The following is a 16,654-nucleotide window of genomic DNA, read 5'->3' as shown; positions in this document are numbered from 1 at the left end:
AATTTACATATGATTGTGTAAATTTCGTTTTAATAAACGTGAAAGATCCTATATTTAATTAAACTAGAATATTAAATAAAGATTGATTTAACTTATCGTTGAGCTGAAATAAGCTAACCTGTATGTTTCACTATACCAAGGCTAAAACAGACAATTAGTGACTTTTTATTAAGAATAAAAGGGAGAAAAATTGGCATGAAATGAACTTTCATGCCGATAATTAAAACAAGAAATTATTATAATTATTATTGTCGTCGCTAAACAAACTATTAATAAAAATTAATCAATCTGAGCAATCTTGCAGTCAGCGTTAATATACTCACCTTCTTTGATTGCTTGTTTTAAAGTTCCTGAACGATGAGCAATAACGGTTACTTCCATTTTCATTGCTTCCATTATAGCAATAACTTCGCCTTCATTAACAATTTGCCCATCCTCAACGACCCATTTAAATAAGTTTCCTGAAACAGGTGATACCACAATAATACCGTTATACTTTACATCTAAATGCTCAGAACTGGCAATAGTTGAATTAGTTTGAAATGATAAGCCTGTTAGCAATTTTGATGGTACCCCCAGTTTACAGCGTTTGCCATCAATTTCTATAAAGGTATGCGTTATACTTTCTTCATTTTGCGGGATTTGTCTTTTAGCCGGTTGAATTTCATTATTAAACTCAGTTTCAATCCAACGAGTGTGTACATTAAATTGTTGGCAAAAATCTGGATGTTCAATGACCGCTTGATGAAAAGGTAACACTGAAGCCACTCCTTCTATGTTAAACTCAGTCAAAGCTCGACGTGCTCGTGCAATTGCTTGCTTACGATCATTCCCAGTAATAATAAGTTTAGCCATTAAAGAGTCGAAAGTAGCAGGAATCGTTGAACCTGTTTTAACACCACTATCTAAACGTACTCCAGGACCAGATGGCGGTTCAAATAGGCTTATCATACCTGAAGTAGGTAAAAAACCGTTACCCGCATCTTCAGCATTTATTCGGAATTCAATTGCGTGTGACCGGGGCTTCGGTGTTTGATCTATACTCAGCGGTAAACCTTGTGCGATGCGTAGTTGCTCAACAACGAGATCAACACCTGTCGTTTCTTCAGTTACAGGGTGTTCAACTTGTAAGCGCGTATTTACTTCTAAAAATGATAATTTACCTGACTGGCTTAATAAAAATTCGACAGTACCCGCTCCGAAATAATTAGCTTTGACACAAATGTCTTTCGAAGCTTTAATAATTTGTTGCTCAAGTTGTTCAGAAATAAAAGGTGCAGGAGACTCTTCAATAAGTTTTTGATTACGTCTTTGCAATGAACAATCTCGTGTACCAACGACAACAACATTACCCAATGTATCAGCAAGTATCTGAGCTTCGATATGTCGAGGGTGATATAGAAATTGTTCTAAAAAGCACTCTCCTCGGCCAAATGCAGCTGTCGCTTCACGTACCGCTGAGTGATAAAGCTCTTCAACTTCTTCAATTTGCCATGCAACTTTTAACCCGCGACCACCACCGCCAAAAGCAGCTTTGATCGCAATAGGTAATCCATACTCTTGAGCAAACGCCAATACTTCTTTTACATCTTTAACTGGTTGCTTGGTGCCAGAAACTAACGGAGCACCAACAGATAGGGCTATCTGCCTTGCCTGAACTTTATCACCGAGCATTTCAATTGTTTCAGGATTTGGCCCAATCCATATTAATCCAGCTGCTTGTACCGCTTTGGCAAATTCGGCTCGTTCGGATAAAAAACCATATCCGGGATGCACCATAGTTGCACCGGATTTTTTAGCGATAGTAATTATTTTTTCAATGTTTAAATAACTTTCACTGGGTAAAGTCCCGGATAAACCATAAGCTTCATCTGCCATTTGGACATGTAATGAATCTATATCATTATCAGCATAAATAGCAATCGACTTAAAGCCCAAATCTCGACACGCACGAATAATACGAGTCGCGATTTCACCACGATTAGCAATTAACACTTTATGTGTGATTTTTTTGTAATCAGACATGATCAGAACAACTCCCAATAAATTCTTTAAACATTCCAATAGGATTAAATTTTATTTTAGCATTAACAGGAATTTGACCTGCTAAGTCTAAATGATAATTACAAACTGCACCAATGACGGGATAACCTCCTGTCAATGGATGATCATTCAAAAATAGAACTGGCTGGCCATTAGCTGGAATCTGAATTGCGCCAATACAAGTCCCTTCGCTTGGTAATTCTTGCTGGATTTTACGACTCAATGGCTCTTCACCTAATAATCGTAGCCCAATACGATTAGATGCCGGCGTAACATGCCATAGCTGTGAACAAAGCTTTGTTATCGCCTGTTGAGTAAACCAGTCAGTACGAGGGCCTAATACAATATCTAATTCAACCACATCATCTGAAGTAGGATAATTAACTAAAGGTAATTGAGTTAATGATACAGCATTTAATCGTTTTTTGTGTCTAAGTGCTAAATATTGATTATTTTTCAGTGGTGAAGGTCCCACTTGTGCCAACGTGTCATATGAACAACTGGTTAGAAGAGGGGCTATTTCAAATCCACCACGTACAGCAAAATAACTACGGACGCCACATTGACAATTTCCTAGCTCAATAATATCCCCTTTTTCTAATTGAATCGGCTCATACATTCTTGAGTGATATTTTTCTTGCTTAGCAGTAGTAATCGTAATGTCACATGTAGCACCTGTTACAGCAACTAGCATGGCGCTGTTTATCTGTGCCTTAAATCCACCTTGAGTGATTTCTAAAGCCGGAGTGTTGATTGGATTACCGACTACTCGATTCACGCTATGTAGCGCACTTTTATCCATAGCTCCGGACTCGGAAATGCCTAATGCTGCTTGACCAATTCGACCATCATCTTGCCATAATGTTTGTAAGCCAGTCTGTAGAATTTTAATATCGTGTTGTAGATGATCGGTTTCTTCGACTTTTTTAGATATCGGTAATGAGTATATTTTCCCAGATTTACTGGCATCAATAAAATTAACTCGACTACCGGGCTTTAGTAATGCAGGTTCTTTTCGATGTAGATCCCATACCGCAACATGAGTAATTCCAATTAATTGCCACCCACCAGGACTAGTCTTTGGATAAATACTGCTAAATTCTCCCGCTAAGGCTACCGAACCAGCCGGAATGCGGATACGTGGCGATTGGCGACGTGGCACATTAAGATTAGCACCTTTTGATACCATATAAGCAAAACCAGGCGCAAAGCCACAAAAAGCGACTTGATATTCGTGCTCAGTGTGTCGCTCAATAACGTCACTAATCGTGATACCTAAATAATTAGCAACGTCCGCTAAATCCTCGCCTTGATACTGTACAGGTATAGTAATTAACTCACCTGAAGGCATGACTCCCGCTGAAATATCAAGTTTTGCAACATGTTTGGCAATTGTAGAGGCATTAGTAAGAACAGGATTGAAACGAATCAATATCGTTCTCGCTGCTGGCACAATTTCTTCGATATGCCATTGTTTGAACATATTATGCAACAGATCAGTTAACGCCATTGTTTGTTCAAGGCTATTTAGTTCTACCATTAGTGCATCTAAATTAACCGGTAAAAAACGCATCATACACTCCTAGTGCCTAAAACTGAAAATCCATCAATAATTAAAAGCCAAAATATATAAGGTCGCAGTTTAGATACCTTAAGGAATCTAACCATAAATAATCTAAACAAACGAAGAAACAGTTATACCATTTTGTTGAAATTTATCACGAACACTTTGCGCTATCGCTAACGCAGCAGGACTATCGCCATGAACACAAATTGAACTGGCATCAATCGAAACAAATTTTCCCTCAATTGACATCAGACCACCTTCGTTCACCAATTGTAACATACGTTCGGCTACTAATTGAGGGTCATGCAATACTGCATTTTCTTCATGGCGAGAAACTAAAGTTCCATTAGCATGATATGCACGATCAGCAAACGCTTCGGCTACAACATTTAAACCTTTTTCCTTTGCCCAATTAATAAGTGGAGATCCAGCCAGAGCCACCAGAACAAGATTAGCATCAAGTGAACAAATAGCATCAATGACAGCCATTGCCTGACGCTTATCATGCGCCATAGTATTATACAATGCCCCATGGGGTTTTACATAGTCAACGCTGGTACCAATTGAAGTTGCTAATCCTTTGAGCGCACCAATTTGATAAATCACATCAGCGGTTAATTCGTCTGATGCGATATCCATATTACGCCGACCAAACCCGACTAAATCAGGATAAGCGACATGTGCACCGATCTTAACATTATTGGCTTTAGCAGCTTTAAGCGTCTTTAAAATTCCTTCCGGGGATCCTGCATGAAAACCACATGCTACATTGGCACTACTGACAATTTTGAGTATCGCTTCATCATTACCCATTTTCCATTGACCAAAACTCTCACCAAGATCACTATTTAAATCTATCAATTTATTAACTGGCATGCTGATCCTTTATTTTAAATAATTAAAGATAGTTACAACTGACATTGCGCCCATATACCAAGTCATAATACAAACAATTAAACCAGACCATAATAACCATCTAGGATAATGATAGCCAGACATAAGATCGGATCGCTTCCAACCAATATAAATAAATATTGTTAAGCCTAGTGGTAAGACTAAACCATTAAAACCACCGGCAAAAACCAATAGTGCAACAGGTGCAGTGCCCATTATTAAATAAACAGCCAAAGAGCTGATAATAAATACAATGGTAGCCATTTGACGTTGTTTTTTCGTAATGTTACGTTTAAACGGTGTGATAAATGTCATTGAAGTATAAGCTGCTCCAATAATACTGGTTAATGCCGCAGCCCATAGTATTAAACCAAAAATACGCAAACCAAGCTCACCTAAAGCAGCTTGAAAAGCCTGCGATGCAGGATTGGCAGCGTAACTTGAAATATCGATTGTCACCCCACTTGCCACAACGCCTAAAATTGCTAAAAACAAAATGTAACGCATAATGCCAACAACAATTATACCTCGGGTTGCCGCCGTCGATACTGGCTTAATATTATGCACACCACCCATATTTTTATCCAACAAACGATGTGCGCCGGCATAAGAAATATAACCCCCGACAGTACCACCTACAATGGTTGTAATCGATGCAAAATCAATATTACTAGGAAAGACTGTTTGCGTTAAAGCTTGCCCGATTGGCGGATGCGCTGCAAAGAGCACAAATAATGTTAAGCCAATCATTAATAATCCTAAACCTATCATTAATCGATCAATAAAATGACTGGCCTTACTTGATGAAAAGATATAAACAGCCAATAAAGCACTTATTGCCCCACCCCATTTAGGATCAAGACCAACCAGTGCATTTAAGCCAAGACCTGCTCCAGCGATGTTACCAATATTAAAAACCAAGCCACCAAATATCACCAACACAGCCAATAGGTAACCACTACCGGGAATTGTCGCGTTAGCAATATCTGAAGAGTACATTTTAGTTAACGATACCACTCGCCAAATATTTTGTTGCACAACAAAATCAATAATAATTGATGCCAAAATTCCGAATCCAAAAGCACTACCTAATGTTACGGTAAAAGTGGCGGTTTGCGTGATAAAACCAGGGCCTATAGCCGAGGTTGCCATTAAAAAAATAGCACTGATTAAAGAAGCCCGACGATTTTTTACAAAAGCGGCTGCACTATGGCTATTTTGATTTTCCATATGCCTGTTCCTTCTATAGTTGCTTTGCTTGTTAACAAATAATTGCAATTACCATACCATAGTTATCGCCAATAACTATGAAAATGGTTAACAATGAGTATTGATATAAATTATTAACCACATTGAAGGAATTAACAGCATTTATTAGCTAAAAAACATTCCAAACACTCAATGAAAGCCTACAAAACAGTTTAATTGTAGCCCTGAAAAGCGGCAATAAATATCATTATTTAAATTTTGGTGCAATATTGCTTGTAGAAAGTGCAAAGTAATTTTTTATAACTTTACTCATCCGAAAAGTTATTATAGAAACTTCCCTCAAAAAAACCAGTTTCGAATGTTCATATATTGAAAATTAATAGACAAAATTAATTCAACTATCATTTTTATAATCAATATTTAGAAAGGCTTACACACACACCTAAAATACTAGAAAGAGACATGATGTAAAATTAATGCAAAAACTCATCTCATTTCATCTAAGTGTTTCCAGGAGACCTCGAAAATAATGGTCGTTTTTATAATCAAAATTTTATACACTCAAAAAGTTGTATTAATGACTATTTATATATCTATAAGAACTAAACAAAAATTATAATTAAGGAATATGGGAAATGAAGCATTATTTAGAGTTTAAAGATACCTTGTCGAATAAATTTTGGTATATCACCCAACAAGACGAATCCCTAACAATCGTATTTGGTAAGATAGGTACAAAAGGACAAACACAAGTTAAAATGTTTTCTTCGCCTTACGATGCGGAAAAAGAAGCCAACAAACTGATCAAATCGAAAATCAAAAAGGGCTATGAGGAAAAAGCGATCCCACCAACGCTTGAACAATCAACCTGCACAGAAAAAACAATCATCAAAATGCCCGATGCCCCAAAACCGAAATATCACCCAAAACCGATTCCTCCCAAAGATGTGATTGATGACGGTAAAGAAAAACCATGGTTTTACCTCGACGAATGGGTTGGTGAAGGTCAACCTAACCCATTTGATTTTGACGAGTTACGTAAAATTCCGCCTAAAAAAGTTGCTCCAGTTAAACAACCACCAAAACAAAGTGATGCGCCGATCAAAAAAGAGACAGTCACTAAAACACCACAAGAACAAGAATTTGATAACTTAAAAGTTTTGTTACGAAAATATATTAAAGACGGTGAGCAGTTCGATATCGAAGCGACGTTTGAACAATTAAAAGTGTTGAGTCCAAGTACTAAGGTATTTCAAACGTTAGTTAAAGATACTTTAGAAGTTATTTTTTCAAAATTCATCAATAAAATATCCTCAATGCATTTTGATTGTATAACCTATCTTTTAACAATCAAAGATACCAACATTGTAGTGAAAGATTTTTATGCTCAAGGGGTATTAAAATATATTTATGACAATTATCAAACCCGTCCCGATTCAATTCATCGCCTGGCTGAAGAATATCTTAACGATTATCCAGTACAAATGGCAGATAAAATAGCCAGTACGTTACAACACATTGTTGACTCTATTCGAGCTGGTGGTGAAGATAATATTCCAGCTTTCAAATTACCGAATCATACCTATGGTTTTTATATCACCTTCGATGAAAAATATCTGAAAATATACGCTTTAAATCGAGATAGAAACCCAAAAAGTTATCAATCATTTGCTATTAGTGATATTGAGTATAATGAGCCTCAGTATAGTGATCAGATAAATAATCAATATTTTGTGCCACTACTTACCGAAAAACTCCAGAAAATGCTGGATAATGGTTTTTTTGAAGGTATTACAGATCATTATTTTAGAATTGCTTTTTGCGATGAGGACAATATTTTCATTGAAACACCAATAGAACAAACCTACCGACAAACCAAGATACTTGAGCTTGAAAGAGACCTAAAATATCTGGAGCAATCAGAAGAATATCATGCAGATTTGCTAACTAACACGGTTGAGGAATATTTTGCCTTCAATGGCATTATTGATCATTATGATACCGATAGAATTTTAGCATTATTAAAAAAATATCTTTATTCAGGTGAAAAAGAGGCTGAATCTAAAGGACGTTCTCTGTTATGGAAACACACCCATGTTGATTTTAAAAAATGGTGGTTAGTTTATTTACAGTTTGAATGGGAAAATTTTGGATTTAAATATGCTGATATACATATTCAAGACTTAGTTGATAAAGGATATGAACCAGCAATGCTACAAAAACAAGCGTGGGATAAGTTGGGCATTAGAGATAGCAAGCCAGAAAAAAAAGACGATTCAGACAATCAATCAGAAACCGAACGTTTTTATGATACTTTTATTGAAACTGATGTATTTTGTGAAACTGACACCATTATCGCCAGAGCCATGCCAACGGGTGGTGAAATTTACTTACGCTTCAAACAAGAAAGTGAACAGGCCTATTCGGACGCGCTTGATTATTTAAATGGTCTAATGGCAAAAGGTTATTCAAATATATTTGAGGGGCATTGGCTTCATATTTATTTTATTGCCAAGCCTGAATACTATTCTGAATTCGCTAAATACGTTGAAGAATATGAAGACTTTGAAGAATTAGAGCTAGGGGCAGGAGGAATAGCTTGTTGTTCACATGTTTTTTTCCGCAAAGCAGCGATGTACGAAAGTTTACATGATAAAATTCGAGAGTTTGTTGACTTAACCATGTATGAATTTGATTATAGTTTTGATTTACAAGATGAATATAATTCAGTCGCCGGGGCATTTGCTGCTATTGCCCTGGCAATGACGGATGTGAAACATATGGATTTGGCTATTAAATTTGCACTTGAAACCGATGGTGACCATGAATATTTGGCAGGTAATTTTGGTATTGTTCTTGAAAAATATTGGGGTATTACGCCCGAAACTGCGGTTGCGATTGCTTTATTGCAATTAACTCAAGGTCAACATATGTCTGAATTATCCAGTCAATTTTATAAAATTCCGCAAAATTTAGCTAGTTTGACGGATTATTACAGTATGAACGAGCCAAAAAATCCATATTGTAAATTGACTTATTTAGTAAAATATCTTTTTGGTGAACCTCGTTATAGTCTTAAAAAGTTAAAAAAATTATTTAATAATGCGACGGATCCGCAAGAAAAGTTGATATATGCAGATTTTCATGATTTAGCTTTAGAAGCTCTTAAGGAAGAAGGAGAAGGTAGCGGTCAACCAATTATTTATAATATCTCACCTAAACCAGAAAGCGATTCCGAACCGCTAATCATTAATGAGCAAGATTTTATCGAAAATCCACCTTGTGTCATTACGCCATTGGAAGCTAAAAAACGCGGGTTTGATCTCGATGAATTAGATTCTGATGGTTCATCGTGTGAAGCGTTTGTTTTTGCCCCATTAACGATAACTAATCCTTATCTATTTGACCATCTGATTGAATTTATTAAATCTAGGAAAAAAATAACCGCTAACTCATCTATCATCTGGGGCGCTGGACAAGCGTACCGTTTTGGTAAAAAGGTTGTGATTGATTTCAGTGGCACCCCCTATCAAGTGGGTATGGGAATTTATGGTAAAAACCAAGCTCAGCTAATTTATGGAGTAATGGATTTTGCTAAGATTGCAGATGCAATGAACAAAAAAGAGCCCGATAAAGAAAAATTATACGCACTGCGAAAACAATACTATTACTTCGATAGTCCCAAAGGAAGCCCAAACATTGATTACTCTAAGCCCGGTATGATGTATTTGGATGAGGCTTTAGGCGCTGGGGTTTTGAAGGATGATAATTATCGGGCAATCAAACAGCTTGAAAAAATCACCCCAGATATGGACGAAGTCTATGATGCCTCACTACTGTTTAGGGCATATATGCAGCAAAAAAAACTAGATTATGCCATGGAGAAACTGCAAAGAAAACTCGATACTACTGAACTAAAACAGGTGTACCAAACAGCGCAAAAACGCCTGCCACAATATCAAGAATACTGGCAGGAAAAGTTAGCGAAATTATAAAAAATAGGATTATAGAAAGGGGCTTATGCCCCAAAAAAACAATAGGATAAATTTAATTTATTCTGATAAATATAAAAAAGATAAGTATTAGGAAAACATAACACAATGAAAAAGTATCTAGAATATAGCGATTTACAATCAAACAAATTTTGGTATATCGAGCAAAAAGATAACCTTTACACGGTGCTTTACGGTGCGGTTGGAACCGAAGGGCAAAAGAACACTAAGACCTTTGCCTCGCAGGCGGAAGCAGAAAAAGAAGCTGTCAAAATAATAACATCAAAAATAAAAAAGGGTTATCAAGAAAAAACCATACCAGCAACCCTATTGCCCGCGATAGCCCGATTGAGTCAAATTGTCAAAATGCCTGATGCCCCAAAACCGAAAAACCACCCAAAACTCACACCACCCAAAGATGTGATTGATGACGGTAAAGAAAAACCATGGTTTGATCTTGATGAATGGGCTGATGAAGGTCAACCTAACCCATTTGATTTTGATGAATTACGTAAGGTTCCGCCTAAAAAAGTTGCTCCAGTTAAACAACCACCAAAACAAAGTAATACCCCGATTAAAAAAGAAACAGTCACCAAAACACCACAAGAACAAGAATTTGATAACTTAAAAGTTTTGTTACGAAAATATATAAAGCAAGGTGAGCAGTTCGATATTGAAGCTAAGTTCGAACAATTAAAAGCGTTAAGTCCAAACAATAAGGAATTTCAAATTTTCATCAAAGATATGCTTCAAATGATATTTTCAAAATTTATGAAGAAAATATCACCGATTCACTTTGATTGCATTCCTTATCTTTTGAGAATCAGAGATCCAGAAATTCTTTTCCAAGAAATCTTTGCGCAAGGTGTGATGAAATATATTTATGACCGTTATCAGACTCATGCCGAATCAATCCATCAGCTGGCTGAACAATATCTAACCGATTATCCAATACAAATGGTGGATAAAATAGTTAACGCATTACAGAGTATTTTTGAAACTACCCAGACAGAAGAAAATGAAAAAAATACTCCAGCTAACAAATTCCCTGAAAATGTTTGTGGCTTTAATATCACCTTTGATTATAAAACGCTGGAAATATATGCTTTATTCAATGAACGAAATTCCAAACGCTATTATTCAGAAAGTCTAAATGAGCTAGAATATGATGGGACTAGTTATGGCGTTGAGATAAATAATCAATACTTTGTTCCATTACTTACCAAAAAACTCCAGAAAATGCTGGATGATGGTTTTTTTGGTGGTATGACTGATAAATATTTCAGAATTGCCCTTTTCCAAACAGATAATATTCTTATTGAAATACCACTAGAACAAACCTACCGACAAACAAGGATATTTAAGCTTGAAAGCGACCTAAAATATCTCGAGCAATCAGATGAATATTATGCAGATTTGCTAACTGACACGGTTGAGGAATATTTTGCCCTTAATGGCGTTATTGAGCAATACGATACCGATAGAATTTTAGCATTACTAAAAAAATATCTTTATTCAGGTGAGAAAGAGGCTGAATCGAAAGGACGTTCACTGTTAAGGAAATACGACGATTTTGATTATAACAAATGGCATTTAGTTGATTTACAGTTTGAATGGGCTAATTTTGATTATAGATATGCTTATAACAGTGTTGAATGCTTAGTTGATAAAGGATATGAACCAGCAATTCTACAAAAACAAGCGTGGGATAAACTGGGCATTATTGATAACAAGCCTGATAGCAAGCCAGAAAAAAAAGACGATCCAGACGATCAATCAGAAACCGAACGTTTTTATGATACTTTTACTGAAACTGATGTTTTTTGTGAAACTGAAACCATTATCGCCAGAGCCATGCCAACTGACGGAGAAATTTATTTACGCTTTAAACAAGAAAGCGAACAGGCATATTCCGATGCGCTTGATTATTTAAATAACTTAATGGCAAAAGGTTATTCAAAAATATTTGAGGGGCATTGGCTTCATATTTATTTTGTTGCCAAGCCTGAATACTATTCTGAATTCGCTAAATACGTTAAAAAATATGTACACTTTGAAGAATATGAACTAGGGATGGGGATAGCTTGTTGTTCACATGTTTTTTTCCGCAAAGCAGCGATGTACGAAAGTTTACATGATAAAATTCGAGAGTTTGTTGACTTAACTATGTATGAACTTGATTATAGTTTTGATTTACAAGATGAATATAGTTCAGTCGCCGGGGCATTTGCTGCTATTGCCCTGGCAATGACGGATGTGAAACATATGGATTTGGCTATTAAATTTGCACTTGAAACCGATGGTGACCATGAATATTTGGCAGGTAATTTTGGTATTGTTCTTGAAAAATATTGGGGTATTACGCCCGAAACAGCGGTTGCGATTGCGCTATTGCAATTAACTCAAGGTCAACATATGTCTGAATTATCCAGTCAATTTTATGAAATTCCGCAAAATTTAGCTAGTTTGACCGATTATTACAGTATGAACGAGCCAAAAAATCCATATTGTAAATTGACTTATTTAGTAAAATATCTTTTTGGTAAACCTAGTGATAGTCTTAAAAAGTTAAAAAAATTATTTAATAATGCGACTGATCCGCAAGAGAAATTGATTTATGCTGATTTTTATAATTTAGTTTTAGAAGCTCTTGAGGAAGAAGGAGAAGGTAGCGGTCAACCAATTATTTATAACATCTCACCTAAACCAGAAAGCGATGCCGAATCGCTAATCATTAATGAGCAAGATTTTATCGAAAATCCACCTTGTGTCATTACGCCATTGGAAGCTAAAAAACGCGGGTTTGATGTTGGTGAATTGGTAACATATGATTCCTCATGGAGAGCAATTATTTTTGCGCCATTAACGATAACCAATCCCTACATTTTCGACGCTATTATCCAATTTTATAAAGTGCAAAATAACATAGGTGTCCGCTCTGTTATCATTTGGGGCACTGAACAAGCGTACTGTTTTGGTAAAAGGGTCGTGATTGATTTTAGTGGCACCCCTTATCAAGTGGGTATGGGAATTTATGGTAAAAACCAAGCTCAGCTAATTTATGGAGTAATGGATTTTGCCAAGATTGCTGTTGCAATGAACAAACAAGAGCCCGATAAAGAAAAATTATACGCACTGCGAAAACAATACTATTACTTCGATAGTCCCAAAGGAAGCCCAAACATTGATTACTCTAAGCCCGGTATAATGTATTTGGATGAGGCTTTAAGCGCCGGGATTTATAAGGATGATAATTATCGGGCAATCAAGCAGCTTGAAAAAATCACCCCGGATATGGGCGAAGTGTATGATACCTCACTATTGTTTATGGCATATATACAGCAGAAAAAACTAGATTATGCCATGGAGAAACTGCAAAGAATCGATACTACTGAACTAAAACAGGTATACCAAACAGCACAAAAACGCCTGCCACAATATCAAGAATACTGGCAGGAAAAGTTAGCCAAATTATAATTAATAAAAAGGCTTACTAATTGGGGCTTAAGCCCCAATTAACAGAATAAATTCAAATTATTCTGATAAATATAAAAAAGATAAGTATTAGGAAAACATAACACAATGAAAAAGTATCTAGAATATAGCGATCTACAGTCAAACAAATTTTGGTATATCACCAAACAAAACGAATCACTAACAGTCGTATTTGGTAAGGTAGGGGCAAAAGGACAAACACAAGTTAAAACGTTTTTATCGCCTGCCGATGCGGAAAAAGAAGCCAACAAACTGATCAGATCGAAAATCAAAAAGGGCTATGAGGAAAAAGCAATCCCACCAGCGTTTGAACAATCAACCTGCATAGAAAAGCAAAGCCAAACAATCATCAAAATGCCCGATGCCCCAAAACCGAAATACCACCCCAAACCCACACCACCCAAAGATGTGAAGGATGACGGTAAAGAAAAACCGTGGTTTAATCTTCAAGGATGGTCATATGAAGGTCAACCTAACCCATTTGATTTTGAAGAGTTACGTAAGGTACCTCCCGTTCAACAACCAACAAAAGAAATTAATAACCCGGTTGAAAAAGAAACTTTAACCAAAACAGCACAAGAACTAGAATTTGAAAATCTTAAAAATATGGTTCAAAAACATATTAGACAAGGTGATCAATTTGATGTCGTAGCTACTTTCAATAAACTTAAAGTTCTTAGTGCATCAGAAACAGTATTTCAAACTTTAATAAAAAATATACTTGAAGCTATTTTTTCTGATTTTGTTATTTTGGTTTCTCCAATTCATTTAGATATCTTAGCTTATCTTTTACCTATTAAACATTCAAATATATTGATAAAAGAACAGAATGCTAAGGGAGTTTTGAAATACATTTATGACAATTATCAAAGCAATTTAACAGGTATTCATGGTTTAGTTGATAAATATCTAACCGCTTTTTTTAAAGATGTAGCTGAAGAGGTGGTGATTCAAGTTAAAAAATTAGTCGAGACAATTCGCTCTGGTGGAAGTGAAAATATCCCTGCCTATAAACTTCCCAATGCTACTTACGGATTTTTCATCAGAACGTTCAGTAAAGGATGTTTTAAAATTTGTAGCCTGAACTATGACAATCGCTATATTGATTATACAGAACACAATTGTGATATGCAGTATCATAATTCAATACTTATCATCCAATATTTAACACAATTTTTAAAACCTAAATTACAACAAATGGTTGATCAAGATTTTTTTGATGGTCTTACGGAAAATTACTTTAAAATTGCATTTTTCAATCAATTTCAACCATTAGCGGATAAACGCTTGAATGAGGATCACCTTAATGAATTAGCAAAAAATATAGAGGCAAATCTTCAAAAACTTGAAAAATCGGATGAATATGATATCGAACTCTTATCTGATACAGTTAAAGCGTATTTTGCTTCAGATGGCGTTATTCTGCATCTTAAAACGGATAGAATTTTAGCATTATTAAAAAAATATCTTCATTCTGGTGAAGCAAACCCCCAAAAAATAAGTATAAGTCTTATAGAAGAATATGCTGATTTTGACTTTAATAAATGGCATCTGGCTAACCTCCAATTCAAATGGAAAGATTTTGATTTTAAAGTTGCTTACAAAGGATTAAATCCTCTAATAAATGCTGGATATGAGCCAGCAATAATACAAAAACAAGAGTGGGATCAGCTGGGTGAAATTCATTACACACCCCGTGTAATAGAAGATTCAATAAATCAACATGTAAATACATATTCTTATAACTCTTTTACTGAAAATGATGTTTTTTGTGAAACAGATGCTATTATTGCTAGAGCTATGTCAACAAATGGCAAAATCTATCTGCGTTTCAAAGAAGAAAGTGAGAAGGCATATTCACAAGCACTTGATTATTTAAATAGCTTAATGGCAAAAGGCTATTCTAAAAAATTTGATGGTTATTGGCTTAATGTTTATTTTGTTACCAAGCCTGAATACTATCCTGAATTTGCTCGCATCATCAAACAATATCCTGATCTAGCCAGTAATTCTCATGCTTTTTTCTGCAAAGCAGCGATATACGAAAGTTTACATGATAAAATACGAGAGTTTATTGAATTAACAATGGAGAAATTTCACCATTGTTTAGATCTCCAAGATGAAGATAATTCTGTCGCAGGTACATTCGCTGCCATTGCTTTGGCAATGACGGATGTAAAACATATGGATATGGCAATAAAATTTGCACTTGAGACCGATGATGAACACGAATTTTTGGCAAGTTATTTTGGCAAAATATTGCAAAGACATTGGGGGATTACCCCAGAAACAGCAGTTGCGATTGCATTATTGCAATTGAGCTATCAAGAACAACCTAATTTATCCAGTCAATTTTATATAATACCGCAAAATCTTGCTACGCTAACTGATTATTTTAATGACTGTGATATCCCCTATAAAAGTCGCAAAATCATTACTCTCGCTGCGAGCCTTTTTGGTAACGGAAAATATAGCTTAAGAAAACTAAAAGAGTTGTTTAGTGATGCGACTGATCCTTTGGCAAAAGAGATTTATGCTAATTTTCATAATTTAGTTTTAGACGCTCTTGAGGATGAAGATGAAGTTACCGGCCAACCAATTATCTTTAACATCTCACCTAAACCAGAAAGCGATTCCGAACCGTTAATCATCGATGAACAAGATTTTATCGAAAACCCACGTTGTATCATTACACCATTGCAAGCTAAAAAACGCGGGTTTGATGTTGGTGAATTGGAAACCTATGATTCCTCATGGAGAGCAATTATTTTTGCGCCATTAACGATAACCAATCCCTACATTTTCGACGCTATTATCCAATTTTATAAAGTGCAGAATAAAATAAATCCCAACTCTACTCTTATTTGGGGTGCAGAACAGGCGTATTGCTTTGGAAAAAAAATCGTGATTGATTTCAGTGGCACCCCCTACCAAGTGGGTATGGGAATTTATGCTAAAAACCAAGCTCAGCTAATTTATGGTGTAATGGATTTTGCAAAGATTGCTGTTGCAATGAACAAACAAGCGCCCGATAAAGAAAAATTATACGCACTGCGAAAACAATACTATTACTTTGATAGTCCAAAAGGAAGCCCAAACATTGATAAATCTAAGCCCGGTATAATGTATTTAGATGAGGCTTTAGGAGCCGGGATTTATAAGGATGATAATTATCGGGCAATCAAACAGCTTGAAAAAATCACACCGGATATGGGCGAAGTCTATGATACCTCACTATTGTTTATGGCATATATGCAGCAGAAAAAACTAGATTATGCCATGGAGACACTACAAAGAAAACTCGATACTACTGAACTAAAACAGGTGTACCAAACAGCACAAAAACGCCTGCCACAATATCAAGAATATTGGCAGGAAAAGTTAGCGGAATTATAAAAAATAAAATCATAAAAAGGGGCTTATGCCCCAATAAACAGGATAAATTCAAATTATT

Annotated in this window: 7 protein-coding genes; 3 read left to right on the top strand and 4 right to left on the bottom strand. The window is 35.7% G+C overall.

Annotated features, from left to right (window positions below; genetic code table 11):
• Nucleotides 1-279 precede the first annotated feature (279 nt).
• The 4 genes from GYM74_RS03990 to GYM74_RS03975 form a co-directional block, all read right to left on the bottom strand.
• Entirely contained in the window at nt 280-2,025 is a 1,746-nt protein-coding gene (locus tag GYM74_RS03990; RefSeq protein WP_220219199.1) for a biotin carboxylase N-terminal domain-containing protein, read from the bottom strand.
• Entirely contained in the window at nt 2,018-3,616 is a 1,599-nt protein-coding gene (locus GYM74_RS03985) for a 5-oxoprolinase/urea amidolyase family protein (RefSeq protein WP_366518691.1), read from the bottom strand. The genes GYM74_RS03990 and GYM74_RS03985 overlap by 8 nt, the downstream gene beginning before the upstream one ends.
• Nucleotides 3,617-3,718: 102 nt before the next feature.
• Nucleotides 3,719-4,486: a LamB/YcsF family protein gene (locus GYM74_RS03980; protein WP_220219197.1), complete on the bottom strand. Its 768-nt coding sequence runs from the start codon at nt 4,484-4,486 to the stop codon at nt 3,719-3,721.
• A 9-nt stretch (nt 4,487-4,495) separates the two neighbouring features.
• Nucleotides 4,496-5,734 (bottom strand): NRAMP family divalent metal transporter, encoded by a 1,239-nt coding sequence (locus GYM74_RS03975; protein ID WP_220219196.1) that lies wholly within the window; start codon nt 5,732-5,734, stop codon nt 4,496-4,498.
• A 614-nt stretch (nt 5,735-6,348) separates the two neighbouring features.
• Between GYM74_RS03975 and GYM74_RS03970 the strand changes: the two genes are divergently transcribed.
• The 3 genes from GYM74_RS03970 (at nt 6,349) to GYM74_RS03960 (ending at nt 16,596) form a co-directional block, all read left to right on the top strand.
• Nucleotides 6,349-9,708 (top strand): DUF6138 family protein, encoded by a 3,360-nt coding sequence (locus tag GYM74_RS03970; RefSeq protein WP_220219195.1) that lies wholly within the window; start codon nt 6,349-6,351, stop codon nt 9,706-9,708.
• Nucleotides 9,709-9,813: 105 nt separating this feature from the next.
• Nucleotides 9,814-13,182 (top strand): DUF6138 family protein, encoded by a 3,369-nt coding sequence (locus GYM74_RS03965; RefSeq protein WP_220219194.1) that lies wholly within the window; start codon nt 9,814-9,816, stop codon nt 13,180-13,182.
• 105 nt (nt 13,183-13,287) lie between these two features.
• Nucleotides 13,288-16,596 carry a DUF6138 family protein gene (locus GYM74_RS03960; protein ID WP_220219193.1) on the top strand — a complete coding sequence of 1,103 codons (3,309 nt, stop codon included), beginning with the start codon at nt 13,288-13,290 and terminating at the stop codon, nt 16,594-16,596.
• Nucleotides 16,597-16,654: the final 58 nt, after the last annotated feature.

The sequence above is a fragment of the Gilliamella sp. ESL0405 genome, from assembly GCF_019469205.1.
GTDB lineage: Bacteria > Pseudomonadota > Gammaproteobacteria > Enterobacterales > Orbaceae > Gilliamella.
Note: the sequence above shows the minus strand (reverse complement) of the source record. Positions and strands in the feature narration are given on the sequence as shown.